Genomic DNA, 19,295 nt, shown 5'->3' with positions numbered 1-19,295 from the left:
CCTTGTGACAAACCCACGATGGGCGGATTTGGCGGGGTTTTACTGGCTCTCGTCGGTATCGAGATCCGCAGTTACAGAAGCTTCGAGCGTTTTGGCCGTCAGTTCATCCAGCAGGCGCGCGCCCCTGTTGCCAAGGTTTGCGCTGCCTTCGGGGGCGTATAGGGCAACGGCAACCAACTGTTCGTTCAGCACAAAAGCGCCGCGCCAGTGGACCGGGCTTGCCCCGCGGGCGCGATGGTCCGGCATGTCCAGTTTGACCAGGGGCAGCATCAGGTCATTGCGCCCTGCCACCAGTTTGGCGCCGGGTGCGTTTTCCAGGATTTCCGCGCCGCTAAGCGTGCTGTCTGCTGGCCCTGCTGGTCCGACCGCGACGGTGATCATCGCGCGATTGCGACTGGTGAAGTTCAGGCTGGGGCGCAAGCTGGCACAGGGGACCAGCAGTGCAAAGCCCCCCTCGGCCCGGTGGCCTGTCATTTTCGGATCAATGCAGAAACCGTCAGGGGCAACCAAATGGATCGTTTCGGACGCAAAGCTCATGCGGGTCACGTCACCTGGCTGCGGCTGATAGGCCTGTGTGTTGCAGGCGCTTACCAAGGCGAGGCAACCCAGCAGCGCGCCTTGCTGTGCGGTCTTGCATGGCCGCTGTGCAAAAAGCCGTGAGAGACCATGCGCGATCTGCGCACGGAACCCTGCCCGATGCCCGTTATTCGGGTGCACTTCTGTGGGAAGGGGATCAGAAATTGTGTATTTATTTCTGCCTGTTACGGTCGTCACGGTTTGCCCCGTCGTTTCCTTGCGCTCTTGCGAAGGGGATAGTTCGATGCGCAGCGGGGGGCAAGCACCTCGCGGAAAAGTAAAGCGTGTGTTGCCTTGTAATGTCAGGAGCCAATGCTTAGCCTCTGGTTCCTGCACCGTTCGCGTGCAGATCTTTGATCATTTTCCGACAGACAAGAAGGAGCAGGGGATGCAATCCACCCTGTTTTCATTCATCTGGACCTATTCACGGCGCCAGCAGATAGGCCTATTGGCGCTGACCCTCGTGACATTTCCGTTTCTTTACGCCGCGCTGGAATTGCCCAAGCGCATCATCAACGATGCGATCGGCTCGCCAACGGAAATCGTGACGGTATTCGGCCACGAGGTCGGACAGATCGAATATCTCCTGATTCTGTGTTTCGGGTTTCTGGGAGCGGTTTTGGTCAGCGGCCTGCTGAAGATGCGACTCAACACGATGAAAGGGGTGGTAGCCGAGCGGCTGCTCCGACGTTTGCGGTATACTCTCATCAATCGGATGATGCGGTTTCCCACGCCCTATTTCCGGACGACCAGCCAGGGAGAGCTGGTTTCGATGATCACGTCAGAGTCAGAGCCGATGGGCGGACTGATGGGCGACGCGGTGGCGCAGCCTGTGTTTCAGGCAGGACAGATGCTCACCATCGTCTTTTTTCTGTTCATGCAGAGCGTTTGGTTCGGGCTGGCCTCTATTGCGCTGATCCCTTTGCAGGCCTGGCTGATCCCGATGTTGCAACGCCAGATCAACCAGTTGAACAAAAGGCGCATCCACGAGGTACGGGCCCTGTCAGCCGAGATCGGTGAAACGGCGGCCGGCATCAGCGATCTGCGCATGAATGGCGGGCGTCGGTATCGTCTGGCACAGATTTCTGCACGGCTGGGACAGCTGTTCGACATTCGCCGCCGGATCTACAACAAGAAATACTTCATGAAGTTCCTCAACAACATGATCGGCCATCTGACGCCGTTTGTGTTTTATTCTGCGGGTGGAGTTCTGGCGATCCGGGGCGACATCACAGTGGGCGCCCTTGTTGCCGCCCTTGCGGCCTACAAGGATCTGTCGGCCCCCTGGAAGGAACTGTTGACCTATTACAATCAGGTGCAGGACATGAGCCTGCGCTGGTCAATCATGACCGAACGCTTTGCGCCAAAGGGGATGATCGCCGAAGAACTGATCGACGGCACGCCAGCTGAAATCCCGCACCTACGCGGCGACATCGAACTGCGCGACGTGTCGGTCAAGGATGCAGATGGCAATATGGTGCTGGAAGATGTCTCTCTGACCATTCCGGCAGGCAGCCGGGTCGCAATCGAAAGCGCAAACGAAGCAGAGCGAGCGGCCTTTGCCGCCCTGTTGACCCGAGAGGTCATGCCATTTCGCGGATCGGTCAAAATTGCAGGGCGCCGATTGGATCAACTCCATCAAGGGGTGATTTCTGCCCGTATCGGATATGCCTATTCGCGCCCTTACCTGTTCAACGGCTCACTTGGCGACAACGTTTTGATGCCGCTGCGCGATCACCCTCACCTGCCGCCGGGGGCCGAGACCCGCGGACCCGGAAAAGCAATGGTCGAGGCCTGCAGAGCGGGCAACAGCCCTGACACGTTGGCGGCGGACTGGATCAACCCTGCCTTGGCGGGGCTCGGCTCTGAAGGGGAGCTGCGGGACTGGTGGTTCCAGCTGGTCGAAGCCATGGGCATTGATGAACAGCTGTTTCGACGCACGCTGCACACGCGGTTTCAGATCGGGCCGCACCTTGGGTTGGTTCAGCAGGTGATCGCCCTGCGTCCACTGGTTGCAGAGCGGCTGCATCAGGCCGGCCTGTCAGATGTTGTGCACCGGTTCGACCCCAACACGTTCAACCCCTCGGTGCCATTGGGGGGCAACATGTTGTTTGCAGCGCCAACGCGAGCGATTGCACCCGAAGAGCTGATCGCCCCGGATGGCCCCATCGTCACGGCGCTTCGTGACAATGGGCTCCGTGACGAGGTCATCGCCTTCGGCATCGGGGTGATGGAAACCCTGCAACAGACTTTTGGGCGGGCCAACACAGATCACCCCCTGTTCAAACGTCTCGGCCTTGATGAAGCACTGTATCAGCGCATCGCAGAAGTGGCGGACCGGCAGATGACCCTTGGCGTTTCCGGCCTGCGTGAAGAGGAGCGTGTCTTGCTCGCTTCAGTACCATTCCTGATGTCAGAGGATCAGATTGGCACCCCATTCCCAGAGCGTTTCAAACGTCGCATTCTGGCCATGCGGCGCGAAACCGGCCCCGCGCTTCAGGCGCAATTGGGTGATTTGTTCATTCCGATCACCGAAGACGCCTACTTTCCACGGTTGACGGTTATGGAAAACGTCCTGTTCGGGCGTTTGTCCCTGATGGCAGGAGCCAAGGCAAAACAGGTTGAGGATCTTGTGGCTGACGTTCTGGAGGAACACGGGCTGCGCAAACGGCTCGCACTGATCCTTTATGATCTACCTGCGGGTATTGGTGGCGCCTCGCTGGAGCCGGTTTTTCAGGAACGCGCGGCCTTTACGCGCGCGGCAATCAAACGGCCGGATGTCCTGATTCTGGATCACGCGCTGGCAAGCCACGACAGCGAAAGCCGTCTTCAGGCACGTGAACGTCTGGCGGGTCTATTGCCGAACGCGACAATGCTCTTCCTTGAGCAGCACTTCAACTATCCGGAACGCTATGATCTCTACGTGAAGATCCAGAATGGCAGGATCGACGGGGTTGCGGGCGGCCAACCCGAGCCAGAGGAAAAGATCGGCAGCAGCGATCTCAACAAGCGGCTTGATGTCATCAAGAGCACGGACCTGTTCCGCAAGCTGGATGCACGCAACCAGCGGCTTCTTGCGTTTTCGGCCCGTTGGCATCCAGTAGGCAAGGGGGATTATGTCTTTCGCAAGGGGGACAGCGGTGACGCAGTGTTCCTGTGCCTCAAGGGGCGGGCAGAGCTGCATTGGCATGATGCCGAACCCGACGCAGAGCCGGTCTCTGTTATTGAACCTGGGCGTCTGATCGGTGATCTTGCCGTGATCCTGCGGGAAGAGCGGCAATTGGACCTCATTGCCGCTGAAGACTGCCGTTTCCTGCGCATTGGCGCAGAGGAATACCGCGCTGTCATCGAAACCGATGCAGGTGTCGCGACGCAGCTCTTGGAAACCGTGGCCGGCCATCTGGTGCGCGTGGCTGGCGTGGTTCGGGCCGCAGACCAGAACACCGCCGCGCCAAGCATGGCCGCCGCCAGCCGACCGGTCGAGGAGCAGACGGAAAATGTTCACTGAGCGTGACTATGCAGCCCAACGCCCGCTGATCGAGCGGGCCCGCGAGAAAGCCCAGCTCTGGCGTCTGTGCCTTGGGCTGTTGGTTGTTGCAATGACCAGCTATTTGCTTACGGCCACAGCATTGCCGATCTTGGGTGGGCTTTTTCCAGGGCAATGGCTGTGGGATCTGCCAACAGGCGCAACGCCGACTGCGATGTTCGTCCTGTTGGGCAGTTTTCTATTCATCACCCTGGGTGTGGCGCTGGCCTTGCGGTTGTTGCACCAAAGGCAGCTGGTGGAGATCCTTGGGCCACTTTCCCTGGCATTCTGGCAGTTTCTGCGGGTGTCCGGCGCGCTCATTCTGCTGGGGCTGGCTCTGCTTGCAGTGTTTGTGTTGTTTCCTGTCGATCTCAGTGGCGGGCGAGCGGAGCCGCTGGTTCAGAACATGCCAATCCGCCTGTGGCTGGTTCTCTTGCTGCCGGCTCTGGCGGCGGTTCTGATTCAGATCAGCGCTGAAGAAATTCTGTTCCGGGGGTATGTCCAGCAAACCCTGGCCGCGCGATTTCGCAGCCCTCTGGTCTGGCTAATCCTGCCAAGCGCGCTGTTTGCGATTGGACATTACGTGCCTGCTGACGCTGGTGACAACGCTGCGCTGATCGCGCTGTGGGCGGGGCTTTTCGGTGTGCTGATGGCGGATCTGACGGCAAGGGCGGGCAGTCTTGGCCCTGCCTGCGCCGTGCATTTTTTCAACAACATTCTGGCAATGCTGATTTTTGGCTCACCCACGAACCTTTCCGGGCTCGCGCTTTATCTCTTGCCGTATGAGCTGTCAGACACGGTTGCTGTCCGCCAGATGCTGTGGCTGGACGGGGCTATCATCTTGCTTGGTTGGCTTGCGGCACGGCTGGCTATTCGCCGCTGATTGCAATTACTGACGTAGGGTCTTATTTGGGATGTCAAACCGCCCCTACAAAGGCATGGCTAATGAACTGGATTACCAACTACGTCCGGCCGCGGATCAACTCGATCTTCTCGCGCCGCGAAGTTCCTGAGAACCTTTGGCGCAAGTGCGATGAATGCGGCACGATGCTGTTTCACCGCGAGCTGAGTGACAATCTGAACGTCTGCAACAACTGCGGGCACCACATGCATATCTCGCCGCGTGACCGTTTCACCGCGCTGTTTGACGGTGGCGTGTTCACAGAGGTTGCCGTGCCCGAGCCACTGGCCGACCCGCTGAAATTCAAGGACCAGAAGAAATATCCGGACCGGATGAAAGCGGCGCAGAAAAAAGCCGGTGAGAAAGAGGCCATGCTGGTGGCCGCAGGTGAAATCGGTCGTACCCCGATCGTGGCTGCTGCACAGGACTTTTCCTTCATGGGCGGGTCGATGGGCATGTATGTCGGCAACGCCATCATCGCCGCAGCCGAGGAGGCCGTGAAGCTTGGCCGCCCCCTGATCCTGTTTTCCGCCGCCGGTGGTGCGCGCATGCAGGAAGGCATCCTGTCACTGATGCAGATGCCGCGGACCACGGTGGCAGTTCAGATGCTGAAAGAGGCAGGTCTGCCCTATATCGTCGTTCTGACACACCCGACCACGGGTGGTGTGACCGCATCCTATGCAATGCTGGGCGATGTTCATATCTCTGAACCCAACGCGCTGATCTGCTTTGCCGGTCCTCGCGTTATTGAACAGACCATCCGTGAAAAACTGCCCGAGGGTTTCCAGCGGGCCGAGTACCTGCTGGATCACGGCATGCTGGATCGGGTGACGCCGCGCACCGAGATGCGCAACGAGTTGATCACCATCACCCGTATGCTGATGGGCCTGCCACCGCAGATCGTTGGCGATCTGCCCGCTCCCGATGGTGAGGCGGACGCCGCGAACGGCGGCAATGATGCCGCCCCGGCGCCCTCGGCAAAAGGCTGATCCTGCTACACAGAACCTGAGTGGCCCGTCCGTTCCGGGCGGGCCGTTTTCATTTGATCCGGACGATCCGTCCTCTTCCCTGTTGCTGCCAGAGACCCCCTATCCATGACACAGACATCTGACGCGATCCTTGCCCGCATGATGGCGCTGCACCCCAAGATCATCGATCTGACCCTGGATCGCGTCTGGCGGCTGCTCGGGGCGCTGGACAACCCGCAGGAGAAACTGCCTCCGGTGATCCATGTTGCCGGCACAAATGGTAAAGGGTCGACCCAATCCATGATCCGTGCAGGGCTCGAAGGCATGGGGAAGGCTGTTCACGCCTATACCTCGCCACATCTGGCACGCTTTCACGAGCGTATCCGCCTGGCTGGCTCGCTGATTTCAGAGGATCACCTGACCGACATTCTTGACGAATGCTACCGCGCCAATGGCGGTGAAGATATCACCTATTTCGAAATTACCACGGTTGCGGGCCTGCTGGCCTTTTCGCGCACCCCGGCAGACTACACCCTGCTCGAGGTCGGTTTGGGTGGCCGTCTGGATGCAACCAACGTCATCACGCCAGAACTGTCGATCATCACACCTGTATCGATCGATCATGAACAGTTCCTTGGCAATACGATTGCCAAGATCGCAGCGGAGAAGGCGGGCATCATCAAGCGTGGCGTTCCCGTTGTGGTCGGCCCTCAGCACGAGGACGCGCTGGAGGTGATCGAAGCGACCGCCGCCCGTCTGGGTGCGCCGGTTCTGGCCTATGGCCAGCACTGGCATGTGCAGGAAGAGTGTGGTCGCCTGGTATTTCAGGATGAAAACGGCCTTCTGGATCTGCCTCTACCTGCGCTTCTGGGCGCCCATCAGATCCAGAACGCGGGGGCTGCATTGGCTGCTTTGCGCCACCTCGGTGCGGATGAAGCCGCCTGCGAGGCCGCGATGACCAACGCCGAATGGCCCGCGCGGATGCAGCGGCTGAAGACCGGCCCCCTGGTCGAGGCTGCAGGTGATGCGGAACTGTGGCTGGATGGTGGGCATAATGCGGCTGCCGGGATTGCCTTGGCTGACGTGCTGGCCGACCTGCCGAAACGTCCGACGCATCTGATCTGCGGGATGCTGAACACCAAGGACGTCAAGGGCTACATGGCCCCTCTGGCCGCACAGGCTGCAAGCCTCACCGCGATTTCGATCCCCGATGAGATCAACACCCTCAGCGCAGAGGAAACCGAAGCTGCGGCGAAATCCGTGGGACTTGAGGCAGCAACCGCAGCCAATACCATGGCGGCACTCCAGGCGATCCTGGCAAAGGATCCAACCGCCCGTGTGCTGATCTGCGGCTCGCTTTATCTCGCAGGTCACATTCTGCGCGAAAACGGCTGACGGACGTTGATCTGACGGCAACAGGACCAGAATAGGGGGCGGGAGCGCCCCCATTTTGTTTTTGCCGCGACGGCGCAAAGCGGTGGCATGTTGGGCGGTTCAGGCCAGCGCGGCGTTTGTCACCTTTCCCCAAATACTCCGGGGGTGAGACAGCGCAGCTGTCGAGGGGGCAGCGCCCCCATCTTGCGGGGCTTCAGTCCGCCTTGCCCCAGTCCTGATCCTGCATTTCCCGCAACCGCGAAGCGGTACGTTCAAACTCAAAGGTGCCTTCGCCCTCAACATAGAGCATTTCGGGCTGGGCTGCGGCGGAGCAGATCAATCTGACCTTTGCCTCATATAGCGCATCAATCAGCGTCACGAAGCGTTTTGCCTCGTTGAAGTTGTTGCGCGACAGGCGCGGGATATCTTCAAGGATGAGAACCTTCACCTCTTCAGCGATGGCAAGATAGTCACCGGGCCCCAGCATCTTGCCGCATAGATCGTAAAAGGTGGCGCGGGCGACACCATTGCGAAAGGCTGGCAAGGTGACTTCGCGGCCTTTGACTTCCAGGGTGAGCGGTTGCGCCGGTCCGCCTGACAGATCTTCCCAGACAGCCCGGATCTTGGCCCGAGAGTTTGCGTCAACGGGCGCGAAATAGACCTGTTCACCGGTCAGCCGATCCTGCCGATAATCCACAGGGCTCACCATTTCGTGGACCTCCATCTGCTCTTTGATGAGGGCGATGAAGGGCAAGAACAGCTGCCGGTTCAATCCGTTCTTATAAAGATCATCCGGCACACGATTGGAGGTGGTGATCACCGTCACTCCGGCTTCAAACAGCGCTTCAAACAGGCGACCGACGATCATTGCATCGGTGATATCGGTGATCTGCATCTCGTCAAAGGCCAGCAGGCGCACGCTATCGGCGACTTCCTTTGCGACAGGGGCCAGTGCGTCCTCGGTGCCGCTTTGCCGGGCCTCATGCATCTTGCTGTGTATCTCTTGCATAAAGGCGTGAAAATGGACGCGACGGGCGGGCACGCCTTGCAGGCTGTCGACAAAGAGATCCATCAGCATGGATTTACCACGCCCGACACCGCCCCAGAGATAAAGGCCGCGCACGGACTGATAGCTGGCCTTGCGAAAGAACCCGCGTTTCACCGGGGGCGCCATCAGCCCTTCGGCGATACGATCGAAATGCGGCAACACCGCCTCTTGGGCGGCATCGGGCTTCAATTCACCCGCGTCGATTTTCTGCTGATACAGCGTGCTCAGATGCGTCATGGCAAAGGGATAGCGCGCCGGACGGCGGATGGGAAGCGATGGAAAACCACATGCGGGCAAAGGTTTGTTATCAGCCATCCGCCCCTTGCGGATGTTCACATCAGTTTTGCTTAACATACCCCGAAGAAATGCTGATTTGACCGGTGAGGGGATTTGGCTACCGTGGCCATCCGAAAGTCTGGCAGATCATGGTCCTGCCATTTGATGAGCAGGAGAGACCCCATGCCCCGCGCCACGCCCTTATTTACCCCGGTTTTGATCGTGGGCTGCGTTATTATCATGATGAGCTTTGCCGTGCGCGCTTCATTCGGGGTGTTCCAGATCCCGATCGCGGAAGAGTTTGGCTGGCTGCGCTCTGAATTCTCGCTCGCCATCGCCATTCAAAACCTCGCCTGGGGGATCGGTCAGCCCATTTTTGGCGCCGTGGCTGAGAAGATCGGGGATCGCAAGGCCATTGTCCTTGGCGCTGTCGTCTACGCCGCCGGTCTGGTCCTGAGCGCAGGTGCCACGACGCCATTTCAGATGCAGGCCTACGAGTGGCTTGTGGGCTTTGGCATCGCAGGCACCGGTTTTGGTGTGGTTTTGGCGGTCGTGGGGCGGGCCAGCTCTGATGAGAACCGATCCATGTCGCTTGCGATTGTTACCGCAGCCGGATCGGCAGGCCAGATCGTCGGCGCGCCGACAGCAGAGTTCCTGCTGACCATGATGAGCTGGCAGATGGTGTTTCTGGTGTTTGCAGTCAGTGTTCTGGCCCTCATCCTGACGCTGCCATTGATGCGGGCGCCAGAGGTCGCGAGCAAAGCCGAACTGGAAGAGAGCCTGGGGCAGATCCTGGTCAAGGCGTTCAAGGATCCCAGCTACACGATGATCTTCCTGGGCTTTTTCAGCTGCGGTTACCAGTTGGCGTTCATCACGGCTCATTTCCCTGCCTTCGTCACCGAAATGTGCGGCCCTATCATGCCCGGCGGTGTGCTGCATTCGGTTGGTGTCACGACGACATCCGCGCTTGGCGCGGTTGCAATTTCATTGATCGGCGCGGCGAATGTCGCTGGTACGCTGTTCGCTGGCTATCTGGGTAAGCGGTACACCAAGAAATATCTTTTGGCGGGGATCTACACTGCGCGTACGGTTGTCGCCGCGGTATTTATCCTGCTGCCGATTACCCCCCTATCGGTCATCATTTTTTCGGTCGCGATGGGGTCACTCTGGCTTGCCACGGTGCCACTGACCTCTGGTTTGGTCGCGCATATCTATGGCCTGCGCTACATGGGCACGCTTTATGGCATCGTGTTCCTCAGCCACCAGATTGGCGGGTTCCTGGGGGTCTGGTTGGGTGGCCGGATGTATGACATCTACGGCGATTACACGCTGGTGTGGTGGATCGGCGTTGGCGTCGGTGCCTTCAGTGCCATCGTGCACCTGCCGATCCGCGAGCGGCCCCTCGCGGCGGCCGCCGCCTGAGGCGGCAGCCTGTCTGGGTCTGCGTGCAATCAGGTTGTTGCGCGCCAGCGTTCCAGAATGTGACGGCTGGTCATCAGATCGAGATGGGCCCCACCGCCGTTCTTGAACAGGGTGATCTGACCTGGATCGAAGGCAGGAAAGCTGTCCAATGCATAGAAGTCCGCGAGGATGTCCTCCCGTTGGATGGCCCCATTGGCGAGCGGAATCTTGAACTCACCGATGTGGTCAATGGTTGTGTCAAAGCTGTCGCAATAGATCTGTGAGCGCTGAAGAGCGGTATCGTCCGCCTCGCGCATGTCCGGGCGATAGGCGCCGATCATGTTCAGGTGCTGACCGGGGCGCAACCATTCCCCCCGGATCACCGGGGTTGAGGACATGGTGCAGGTGATGATGATATCAGCGGCCCGAACTGCGGCTTCGAGATCGGGGGCGGTCTGGGTGCCCGGATAGGCAGCTGTAAGCGCGTCTGCTTTGGTGATTGTCCGGTTCCAGATACGGATCTGCGCCTCTGGATAAGCCGTGCCAAAGGCTTCGATCAGAGATGCGCCAACCGTGCCGGCCCCTACGATCAGGATCTCGCGACTGTCAGGGTTGGCAAGGCGCAGCGCGCCAAGGAGCGTATCGCCAGCGGTTTTCCACTTTGTCACGAGGTGAAAGTCAACCAGAGCTTCGAGCACCCCGTCTCCATCGCCGTAGAGATAGACACCGCCGTTGATCATCGGCTTGTCATGTTCCGGATTGCCGGGGAACACCGTCGCGTTCTTTACCGCAAGCCCCATGCCGTCGATCCATGCGGCGCGGTTCAGCAGGGTGTCCTTGCCGCGATACAGGAAACTGTCGGCGACCTCTGCCTTGGGCAGCTTGTGCCCGGCGGCCAGCGCATCACAGAACGCCAACCAATCAAGATTGGCTTCGCCTTCGGCAAACGGGATGTGCAGGATTTTGGTCATGTCGCGTCCTCTTCGCTCAGGAGCCCTTCATCCACGAGGCGGCGGGCGAGAGTATCCGGGGTGGTGAACAAATGTGTGTTCCATCCCCGCTCTGCCGCAGCTGCGATATTTTCAGGGCGGTCGTCGGTAAACAAAAGCCGGTTCGGGGCAACCTTGCTGCCGCGTTCCAGGTGTTCATAAATTTCGGGTTCAGGCTTTAGCGTGCCGAGATAGCCAGAGACATAGGCCTGATCAAATTCCTTGAAGAAGGGATAGACTGTGCTTGCCAGTTCGAACGGGCCGATGCCGAAGTTGGACAGGGCAAAGACAGGAACGCCTGCACGCCTCAGATTGCGCAGCAGTCTTACGGAGTGGGGGATTTCTGCATAGGCCATCTTCAGCCAGCTGTCATGCCAGTGGCGGATCTCGTCGGCCCAGGCAGGGTGACGTTCGGCCAGGCCATAGACTGCGCTTTTAAAGTCATCTCCCCGATCCAGTCCTTCGTTCATGCCCAGCAGATCGACCTCCCGAAACAGGCGCATGCGCTCTGCCTCTCCCAGTCTGCTGTCATAAAAACGCTCGGGATCCCATTCGATCAGGACGCGACCAATATCAAAAACGACGGCATCAATAGGCATTCGTGTCTCCTAGCCGGTTGAGCGAGGTCTGGGGCGTGGGGCAGGGCGGTTCCTGCGGGTTTCGCGCCAGACAGAAACAAGGCCCGCGCCAATAATAAGCGCAGAACCGATCCAGACGGCAGGCTCGGGCCATTCATCGAACACCAGAACGCCCCAGAACACAGCCATAGGCATGGCGATATATTCAAATGGCGCCACCAGACCAGCTTCGCACAGGCGATAGGCCTGGCTGACGAGATAGCCTCCGACCGATCCCGCCAAGCCAACAGTCAGAAACAGAAGCCAGTCCTCTGGAGCGGGCCAAACCCACGCGCGCAGGACAAACTGCAAGGCGGCGCTGTCACTGGTCGCAAAGCGACCGTCGCCCGTTGCAAGCCCGACAAGAGCACTGACCACGAGAAAACCCAGCGTTGGATAAAATGACAGCGTTGCCGCCTTGTCGCTTCCACCGGCCCGCCGGGTCAGCACATGCAGCGTGGCATAGCCACAAGCGCCCAGAAACGGCAGAAACGCTGCGGCCTGAAAGGTGCCGGGTCCGGGGCGCATGATAATGAGAATGCCGAGAAAACCGACCGCAACTGCAAGCCATCGCCAGGGGCCAACACGCTCTTTGAGAAAGATGACCGAAAGTGTGGTGACGACCAGGGGTGTTGCAAAAGCGATCGCCACGGCCTCGGCAATGGGCATGATTGCAAGGCCTGTGAAAAAGCAGAGGTTCGCAAACAAAACAGCAAGACTGCGCAGCAGATGCAAGCGCGGTTGGCGGGTGCGCAGGATGCCAAACCCACCTTCCAGCGGGATGATGACAGCCATCAGCACGATCATCGCCACAATCGATCGCAGCATGACGACCTGATACAGCGGGTAGTCCCCCGACAGAAATTTGAAGATCACGTCGATGACGGAAAATGCAACAGCGGCACCGATGGCGGCGAAAATGCCGAACAGGCTGACCTTTGCAGTGTCACTCATTGTTGCGCCTCCACCGTTCTAGGGACGATCCTTCGCGCAAAAGCTGTGCTGGGGCAATGGGTGGAGATTGCAAAAAGAGCTGAAACCGATAATCGGTGCCAATCGGGTGAACGACGGTGGCTTTCTGATCCTAACCCGCGGATTTTGCAGCGCGGATTTCGCGCTCTAGCGCGTCAAGAAAGCGGGACCGGTCCGCCTTGCCGAAGGGTTTGCCCCCACCACCCGCAGATAGCGGATTTGCAGCCCGCAAATCAGCCATCAGGTCGCGCATCGCCAGCTGCTGGCCGATGTTGGCCTCGGTAAAGCGTTCCCCGTTGTGGCGCAGCACACGTGCCCCCGCTTCGATGCATTTCGATGCAAGGGGTATGTCGCCGGTTACAACGACGTCACCTGGGCCGCAGCGCTCCGCGATCCACATATCGGCGACATCCGCCCCTTCGGACACGATAACAGTTTCCACCAAGGGATTTGGCGATGGTCTCAGTCCGCCATTGGAGACGATGAACATGCGCCACCCATGGCGGGTGGCGACACGTTCTGCTTCGGCTTTCACCGGACAGGCATCTGCGTCGATGTAAAGCGCGCTCATTCGGCGGCTTTGCTTGCAGCTTTTTCTGTCTTCTCTGCGTTCTTTTTCGGCGCAGGTTTTTTGGCCTTCGAGGGGGCCATCACCTTGTATTCATCTGGAATTGGCATCCGGTTGAACGCATCCAGACCAGCGATTTTGTAGGCCTCGGCAAGGGTGGGGTAGTTGAAGGTGTTCTGAACAAAGTAATCAACCGTGCCCTGCAGGTTCAAGACAGCCTGGGCAATGTGGATCAGCTCCGTTGCACCCTCGCCCACGATTTGGACCCCAAGAACCCGGCGCGTCTTGAGCGAGAACAGCATCTTCAGCATACCGTGCTCCAGCCCCATGATGTGGCCGCGCGATGTCTCGCGGAAGCGGGCGATGCCAACTTCATAAGGAACGCCACGTTCTTTCAGCTCTTCCTCGGACATGCCGCAGGTGGACATTTCCGGCACCGAATAGATGCCATAGGGGTACCAGGGGCTTTCCGGGACGGTTGGGACGTCCATTGCATGACAGGCCGCAACACGGCCCTGTTGCAGCGACGTGGACGCCAGTGAGGGGTGGCCGATCACGTCACCGGTTGCATAGATGTGCGGCACCGCTGTCTGATAGGTCTTGCGTTCAACGGCGAGGCGGCCGCGATGATCGGTTTCGAGGCCAACCGCCTTCAGGTTCAGCTTTTCGGTATTGCCCATGCGACCGGCTGCAAACAGCAACATTTCGCCGCGTACGTGGCGCCCGTTGGCCAGGGTCACTTCGATATGTTCGCCTTCGTCCTCGATCTTTTCGATGGCCGAGCCGAGACGCAGATCGACACCGTTTTCACGAATCTGATGGGTGAACTCCTGGATCAGGGTCCGGTCAATGAAGTCCAGGAAACTGTCGCGCGGTTCGATCAGGGTCACGCGCACATCAAGGGCAGAGAACATGGTGGCATATTCAACGCCGATAACGCCGGCCCCCACAACGATCAGCGAGCGGGGGATTTCTGCCATTTCGAGGAATTCGTCACCATCCACAACGGTTGTCCCGTTGAACGGTACATAGTCCGGGCGATACGTCCGGGTGCCGGTCGCGATCAGGAACTTTTCGCTGGTAACGCGGGTGGTGTCGCCTGCTTCGGTTTCCACCTCGACCTCGTTCGGGCCGACGAAATGTGCAAGCCCCGCCAAAGTGTCGACGTGGTTGCGGTTGAATTGGTGTTCCAGCACGTCGACCTCGTGATCGAGCGTCATGTGCAGGCGGGCCTTCAGGTCCTCGGCCTCGATGGTGTCCTTGACCCGGTAGCTGCGCCCGTAAAAACTGCGCTCACGCCAGCCGGTCAGATTGAGAACGGTTTCCCGCAGGGTTTTCGATGGGATCGTGCCAGTGTGAACCGACACCCCGCCAAGCCGATCCTTGCGGTCGATGACCAGAACACGGCGTTTCAGTTTTGCCGCCTGAATGGCCGCTGTCCGACCCGACGGACCGGAACCGATGATGATGAGATCGTAGTCGAATTCGGTCATGGATCAGCCCCGGTACAACGCTTCGGCATGGAAGGCGACGTGATCTTCCATGAAGGTGGAGACAAAGAAATAGCTGTGGTCGTAACCTGGCTGCATGCGCAGTGTCGCCTGCTGGCGGCGCGCAGCGGCGGCTTGGGCCAGACTTTCGGGTTTCAGTAGATCAAGGAACTGATCCGCAGTGCCAGTGTCCACAAGAACGGGGCCGTCAAATCCCTTTTCCTGCATCAGCAGCGTGGCATCATGGGCAGCCCAGTTTGCCTCGTCTTCGCCCAGATATGCCGTCAACTGCTTGCGGCCCCAATCGCTGGCGCTTGGGTTGCAAATCGGCGCAAAGGCCGAGACCGAGCGGAACCGGCCAGGCAGGTTCATTGCCATGGTCAGAGCACCATGCCCACCCATCGAGTGACCGGTGATCGACTGGCGGTCGAGATCAATTGCAAAGTTCTCGCCCAAGAGAGCGGGCAGCTCTTCGGTGATGTAGTCCCACATCTGGAAGTGGGGCGCCCATGGGTCTTGGGTGGCATTCACATAAAATCCTGCCCCCTGACCAAGATCATACGCGTCGTCGTCAGCGACACCTTCGCCGCGCGGTGAGGTGTCGGGGAAAATGATCGCGATCCCCTGTTCCGCGCACCATGCCTGAGCCCCTGCCTTGGTCATGGCATTTTCATGGGTGCAGGTCAGGCCGGAGAGATACCACAAGAGAGGAACGGGGCCGTCAGCCACCTCTTCGGGGAGGAACAGGCCAAAGGTCATGTCGCAGTTGGTGGTTGTGCTGGAATGGCGATAAACGCCCTGCACGCCGCCAAAAGCTGCGTTTTCCGAGACGGTTTCCATTGGGCGACTCCTTTGTTCGTGTGCTGCCCTATCGCTACCTGTGGTCAGGCACAGGGTCCAGTGACTGCGCGTCTGTGGCCCCTGTTTTTGCGACATAAGCTTGCAAAAAGCTGAACGTCGGCAGCCTGAGCGTCATTCAGCGTAGCGTAAAAGTCGTGACCCAGGCGATAACGAGCGGCAAAGTGACGATCGATAGTGTCGTGGACAACAAGATCGCCGCAGAGGCGCGGTGCGGTGCGACGCCATAGTGTTGGGCCAGCATGTAGACGTTGCCGGCAACCGGTAGCGCAGCGGCCGCGATCGCCACACCTGCAGCATAGGGATCAACGGGGATCAGGACCAAAACACACAGCGCAACCAAAGCGGGGTGCAAGACCAGTTTGGCAAAACTGAGCCAGCTGGCAATCTGAACACGCTCTGCCGATTTCGATGCGAGGGATGCACCAATTGCAAATAGCGCTCCGGGTGTTGCTGCGTCTCCCAGCAGTTCGAGGAATGCATTCGCAGGTGCAGGGATAGGCAGGGCCAGTGCGGACCAAATGAGACCAGCACAAATCGACAGGATCATCGGGTTCTGCAGCAGACCACGGCCCACCAGTTTCAGGGTGCTGAACCCCAGACCAGAGCCGCGCCCCGCATTGATGAGGATAACGATCAGTGACGAAAACACCACGAGATCAACGCTCAGGACCAGCATCATCGGCCCGATTGAGGCGGCTCCGAAAAGCAGCACCATCATCGGCAGACCAAGAAAGCCAACATTGCCAATTGCCGCGCATTGGGCTTCTACGGCAGCGGTCTGCATGTCCAATCCGCGCAAGGCGGCGATGACGGTGGCGATGAGGTACACCGCCAAAGTCCCAAGCAGATAGCCGAGGATCAGCCTGGGATCAAAGATCTCTGCAACCGACAGATTTGCCGCAAAGCGAAAGATCATCGCGGACAGTGGGAAGTAGAAGACAAATTTGGTGAGATTGGCAGTCGCTTCTTCACTGAAAAAACGGCTTCGTCCGGCCCAGTATCCCAGACCGATGATCGCAAAGAAGGGAAGGGTTCTCAGAAAGATGTCTAACATTAACGGAATTGGTAACCTGATTTGACCACGGCGGAAAGCCGCAATTGCGACCGTCCTAGCCGCTACCGATAAGGACGCCTGCGGCCAGCACCAACGCGCCCCCGACAACCACCTGTAGCGCGGCGCGCCAGAAGGGTGTTTCCATGAAACGGTTCTGGATCCAGGCAATCGCCCAGAGTTCGACAAAGACGATCAGCACCGCAATGATGGTGGCGGTCCAGAAGTCGGGGATCAGATAGGGCAGGGCGTGACCAAGGCCGCCAACAGTTGTCATGATCCCTGACGCAAATCCACGTTTGAGCGGAGAGCCCCGGCCTGACAAGGCGCCGTCGTCCGAAGCCGCTTCGGTGAACCCCATGGATATGCCTGCCCCAACCGAGGCGGCGACGCCAACCAAAAAGGTGGTCCAGGTGTCCTGCGTTGCAAAAGCGGTGGCAAAGATCGGTGCCAGGGTGGAAACAGAGCCATCCATAAGCCCCGCAAGCCCCGGCTGAACCCAGGTCAACAGGAACTGTCGATGCGCGGTGGCGTCTTCGGCATCGGTTTCCTCCGCGCCCAGATGGCGATCCCCCAATTCGGTTGCGGTGACTTGATGGCCTGCCTCTGCCGCGGCCAGATCGCCCAGCAGTTTTCGCGTTGCCGCGTCGGATGTGCGCGCCGCTGCGGCGGTGTAAAATCGCTCGGCATCACGCTCCATCACGGCGGCTTCTTCCCGGATACGGTCGAGGCCAAGGTTTTCCACCAGCCAGATGGGGCGGCGCGCGTAGAACCCGGCAACATGTTCGCGCCGGATCAGCGGGATTGTCGGGCCAAATCTGGCCTCGTGCAGATCAATCAACGCAGCGCGATGGGTGTCTTCTTCGGCGGCCATCCCGTCGAAAACGGCAGCAGTCGCCGGGTAATCCTCACGCAGGCGTTCAGCGTAGCCCCTGTAAATGCGTGCATCATCTTCCTCGGAGAAAATTGCCAGCGCGAGAATCTCCTGCTCGCTCAATTCGTTGAACCGTCGGCGTTGCGTGAAATAGAACATCGTATTTTCCTTTTACCGCAATAGCTGCACACCTACTCTGGATCACGTTATGACAACAGGCTGTGATGCAGGTCCAACGGTCGCAGGATGCTTGCTAAGTTAACCGGACTTCGCGCCGCTTGTCTTGCCATTTGCGCAGGGGAGTGCCATCGCATCGCAACGCCGCACAGATTGGCGGCGTGACCGCAGCAACCGGAATAGCCATGAGCCAAACAGCCAGCAGCCCGCGAAAAGGGCGCAAATACGATCAGGTTCTGCAGGGCGCACGGGACGTCTTCATGGCGCATGGCTTTGAAGGGGCCAGCGTGGATGACATTGCCAGGGCTGCGGGTGTGTCCAAGGCGACGCTTTACAGCTACTTTCCCGACAAGCGGCTGTTGTTCATGGAAGTCGCGCGCCACGGCTGTGCCCATCAGGCGGATACGGCACAGGATTTCTGTTCTGCGTCCTGTGATCCGCAAACGGTGTTGCGCGCGGCTGGGCATCATATCCTGTCCGTGGTGTTGTCTGAATTTGGCGTGAAGATGTTTCGGATCTGCGTCGCAGAGGCCGACCGCTTTCCCGATCTTGGACGCTGGTTTTATGAAAGTGGCCCGCTCACCATTCGGGCGCAGCTGCGGGATTACCTTGCAATGGCGGTCGCGCAAAATCAGCTGCAGATCGACGATCTCAGCCTGGCTGCGGATCAGTTTGCCGAACTGTGCCGCGCAGATATGTTTCTGCGACTTCTGTTCAACATAGATGCCGAAATCTCGCAGGCGGAGCGGGAAAAGGTAATCAATGGTGCGATTGATATTTTCCTGACCCGCTACGGGGTTTGATCAGATCTGCGGCCAGCCGTAACGGTGATCGTTCGCTCATCGTCGAAGCGATTGTTCTGGGGCGCGGGGGTCAGCTGCGCTAGGCTGTGATGCCATGAGCACTCCTCGATTTGATATCCTTGGCCAGGCCCTCGCAGATGCGAGCCGGACCCGCATGTTATGTGAACTGCTGGATGGGCGATCCTACACCAACAAGGAGTTGGCATCTGCTGCGGGCGTCACACCTCCAACGGCAACGGCGCATCTGCAGCTCTTGCAGTCGGCTGGGCTGGTTGTGGCTGAGCGGCGGGGGCGCTGTGTGTTTCACCGCCTTACCAGCGCCGAGGTTGCGCACGCGTTGGAGCAATTGGCCTCGATTGCACCATCAGACGCATTGCATCAGGCACAAAGGCGCAAGGCGGGAGAGCTTGCCCCGCTGCGGAGCTGCTATGATCATTTTGCCGGACCTTTGGCTGTGGCAATGACGGATCGGTTTTTGTCGCGGGGCATGCTGATCGAACGCAACGGCGGATTTGATATTCAACCGGATGACGTCTGGCAAAAGCTGGGTGTTGAACTGCCGCAAACCGTAGGCAAACAGCCCTTTGCCCGCCCGTGCATGGATTGGACGGAACGGCGTCTGCACATCTCAGGCCCGCTGGGGCGCCAGTTGCTGTCCCACGCGTTGGACGTTGGTTGGGTCAAACGTCAGACGGTGCGACGTGGGCTGGTTCTGACGATGCCGGGACGGGTGGCTTTTCAACAAATCCTGGGCCTGGACACCCATGCTGTTGGCGCAGAGAGCGCCGCTAGCTGAGGCCACTTGCGCGGTTCAATTCGCTCA

General features: G+C 59.2%; 17 protein-coding genes. 7 read left to right on the top strand and 10 right to left on the bottom strand.

Translation table 11 applies throughout. The features are described from left to right. Positions 1-39: 39 nt before the first annotated feature. Positions 40-537, bottom strand: a complete 498-nt coding sequence (locus KUV39_RS12455) for a hypothetical protein (RefSeq protein ID WP_224834462.1) — start codon at positions 535-537, stop codon at positions 40-42. A gap of 427 nt (positions 538-964) precedes the next feature. Between KUV39_RS12455 and KUV39_RS12450 the strand changes: the two genes are divergently transcribed. The 4 genes from KUV39_RS12450 (at position 965) to KUV39_RS12435 (ending at position 7,366) form a co-directional block, all read left to right on the top strand. Further along, positions 965-4,084 carry an ABC transporter transmembrane domain-containing protein gene (locus KUV39_RS12450; RefSeq protein ID WP_244998342.1) on the top strand — a complete coding sequence of 1,040 codons (3,120 nt, stop codon included), beginning with the start codon at positions 965-967 and terminating at the stop codon, positions 4,082-4,084. Beyond that, positions 4,074-4,985: a CPBP family intramembrane glutamic endopeptidase gene (locus KUV39_RS12445; protein ID WP_222459897.1), complete on the top strand. Its 912-nt coding sequence runs from the start codon at positions 4,074-4,076 to the stop codon at positions 4,983-4,985. Before KUV39_RS12450 ends, KUV39_RS12445 begins: the two co-directional genes overlap by 11 nt. Positions 4,986-5,047: 62 nt before the next feature. Next, entirely contained in the window at positions 5,048-5,992 is a 945-nt protein-coding gene (gene accD, locus KUV39_RS12440) for an acetyl-CoA carboxylase, carboxyltransferase subunit beta (protein ID WP_008560718.1), read from the top strand. 105 nt (positions 5,993-6,097) lie between these two features. Then, positions 6,098-7,366 (top strand): bifunctional folylpolyglutamate synthase/dihydrofolate synthase, encoded by a 1,269-nt coding sequence (locus KUV39_RS12435; RefSeq protein WP_222459896.1) that lies wholly within the window; start codon positions 6,098-6,100, stop codon positions 7,364-7,366. Positions 7,367-7,559: 193 nt separating this feature from the next. On the opposite strand, the gene zapE is transcribed toward KUV39_RS12435, so the two are convergent. Further along, positions 7,560-8,630 (bottom strand): cell division protein ZapE, encoded by a 1,071-nt coding sequence (gene zapE / locus KUV39_RS12430; RefSeq protein WP_222459935.1) that lies wholly within the window; start codon positions 8,628-8,630, stop codon positions 7,560-7,562. A 222-nt stretch (positions 8,631-8,852) separates the two neighbouring features. Here zapE and KUV39_RS12425 point away from each other — a divergent pair, with 222 nt between their 5' ends. Next, positions 8,853-10,091 carry an MFS transporter gene (locus tag KUV39_RS12425; protein ID WP_222459895.1) on the top strand — a complete coding sequence of 413 codons (1,239 nt, stop codon included), beginning with the start codon at positions 8,853-8,855 and terminating at the stop codon, positions 10,089-10,091. A gap of 29 nt (positions 10,092-10,120) precedes the next feature. Here the strand turns inward: KUV39_RS12425 and KUV39_RS12420 are convergent, their stop codons facing one another. From KUV39_RS12420 to mbfA, 8 genes are all read right to left on the bottom strand, one after another. Then, positions 10,121-11,041, bottom strand: coding sequence for an ornithine cyclodeaminase family protein (locus KUV39_RS12420; protein WP_222459894.1), 921 nt, complete (start codon positions 11,039-11,041; stop codon positions 10,121-10,123). Then, on the bottom strand, positions 11,038-11,658 hold the full coding sequence (locus KUV39_RS12415) for an HAD family hydrolase (RefSeq protein WP_222459893.1): 621 nt from the start codon (positions 11,656-11,658) through the stop codon (positions 11,038-11,040). The genes KUV39_RS12420 and KUV39_RS12415 overlap by 4 nt, the downstream gene beginning before the upstream one ends. Before the next feature lie 9 nt (positions 11,659-11,667). After that, positions 11,668-12,630 (bottom strand): DMT family transporter, encoded by a 963-nt coding sequence (locus tag KUV39_RS12410; RefSeq protein ID WP_008562815.1) that lies wholly within the window; start codon positions 12,628-12,630, stop codon positions 11,668-11,670. Positions 12,631-12,760: 130 nt separating this feature from the next. Then, positions 12,761-13,219, bottom strand: a complete 459-nt coding sequence (locus tag KUV39_RS12405; RefSeq protein ID WP_008561650.1) for a YaiI/YqxD family protein — start codon at positions 13,217-13,219, stop codon at positions 12,761-12,763. Continuing rightward, entirely contained in the window at positions 13,216-14,709 is a 1,494-nt protein-coding gene (sthA, locus tag KUV39_RS12400; RefSeq protein ID WP_008559292.1) for a Si-specific NAD(P)(+) transhydrogenase, read from the bottom strand. Before sthA ends, KUV39_RS12405 begins: the two co-directional genes overlap by 4 nt. Positions 14,710-14,712: 3 nt before the next feature. Next, complete coding sequence (fghA, locus tag KUV39_RS12395; RefSeq protein ID WP_008563114.1) at positions 14,713-15,546, bottom strand: S-formylglutathione hydrolase; 834 nt, start codon at positions 15,544-15,546, stop codon at positions 14,713-14,715. Positions 15,547-15,682: 136 nt separating this feature from the next. After that, positions 15,683-16,621: an AEC family transporter gene (locus tag KUV39_RS12390; RefSeq protein WP_050686738.1), complete on the bottom strand. Its 939-nt coding sequence runs from the start codon at positions 16,619-16,621 to the stop codon at positions 15,683-15,685. 55 nt (positions 16,622-16,676) lie between these two features. Then, the gene (gene mbfA, locus KUV39_RS12385; RefSeq protein WP_222459892.1) at positions 16,677-17,651 is read right to left on the bottom strand and encodes an iron exporter MbfA; all 975 of its coding nucleotides are present in this window, start codon (positions 17,649-17,651) and stop codon (positions 16,677-16,679) included. Positions 17,652-17,854: 203 nt separating this feature from the next. On the opposite strand from mbfA, the gene KUV39_RS12380 reads away from it, so the two are divergent. Both KUV39_RS12380 and KUV39_RS12375 read left to right on the top strand, forming a co-directional pair. Next, the gene (locus KUV39_RS12380; protein ID WP_222459891.1) at positions 17,855-18,472 is read left to right on the top strand and encodes a TetR/AcrR family transcriptional regulator; all 618 of its coding nucleotides are present in this window, start codon (positions 17,855-17,857) and stop codon (positions 18,470-18,472) included. A 94-nt stretch (positions 18,473-18,566) separates the two neighbouring features. Then, positions 18,567-19,268: an ArsR/SmtB family transcription factor gene (locus KUV39_RS12375; protein ID WP_222459890.1), complete on the top strand. Its 702-nt coding sequence runs from the start codon at positions 18,567-18,569 to the stop codon at positions 19,266-19,268. The last annotated feature ends 27 nt before the right edge of the window (positions 19,269-19,295 follow it).

It is taken from the genome of Phaeobacter italicus (assembly GCF_019801785.1).
Taxonomy (GTDB): Bacteria; Pseudomonadota; Alphaproteobacteria; order Rhodobacterales; family Rhodobacteraceae; genus Phaeobacter; species Phaeobacter italicus.
This window is presented reverse-complemented; position numbering and strand designations above follow the sequence as displayed.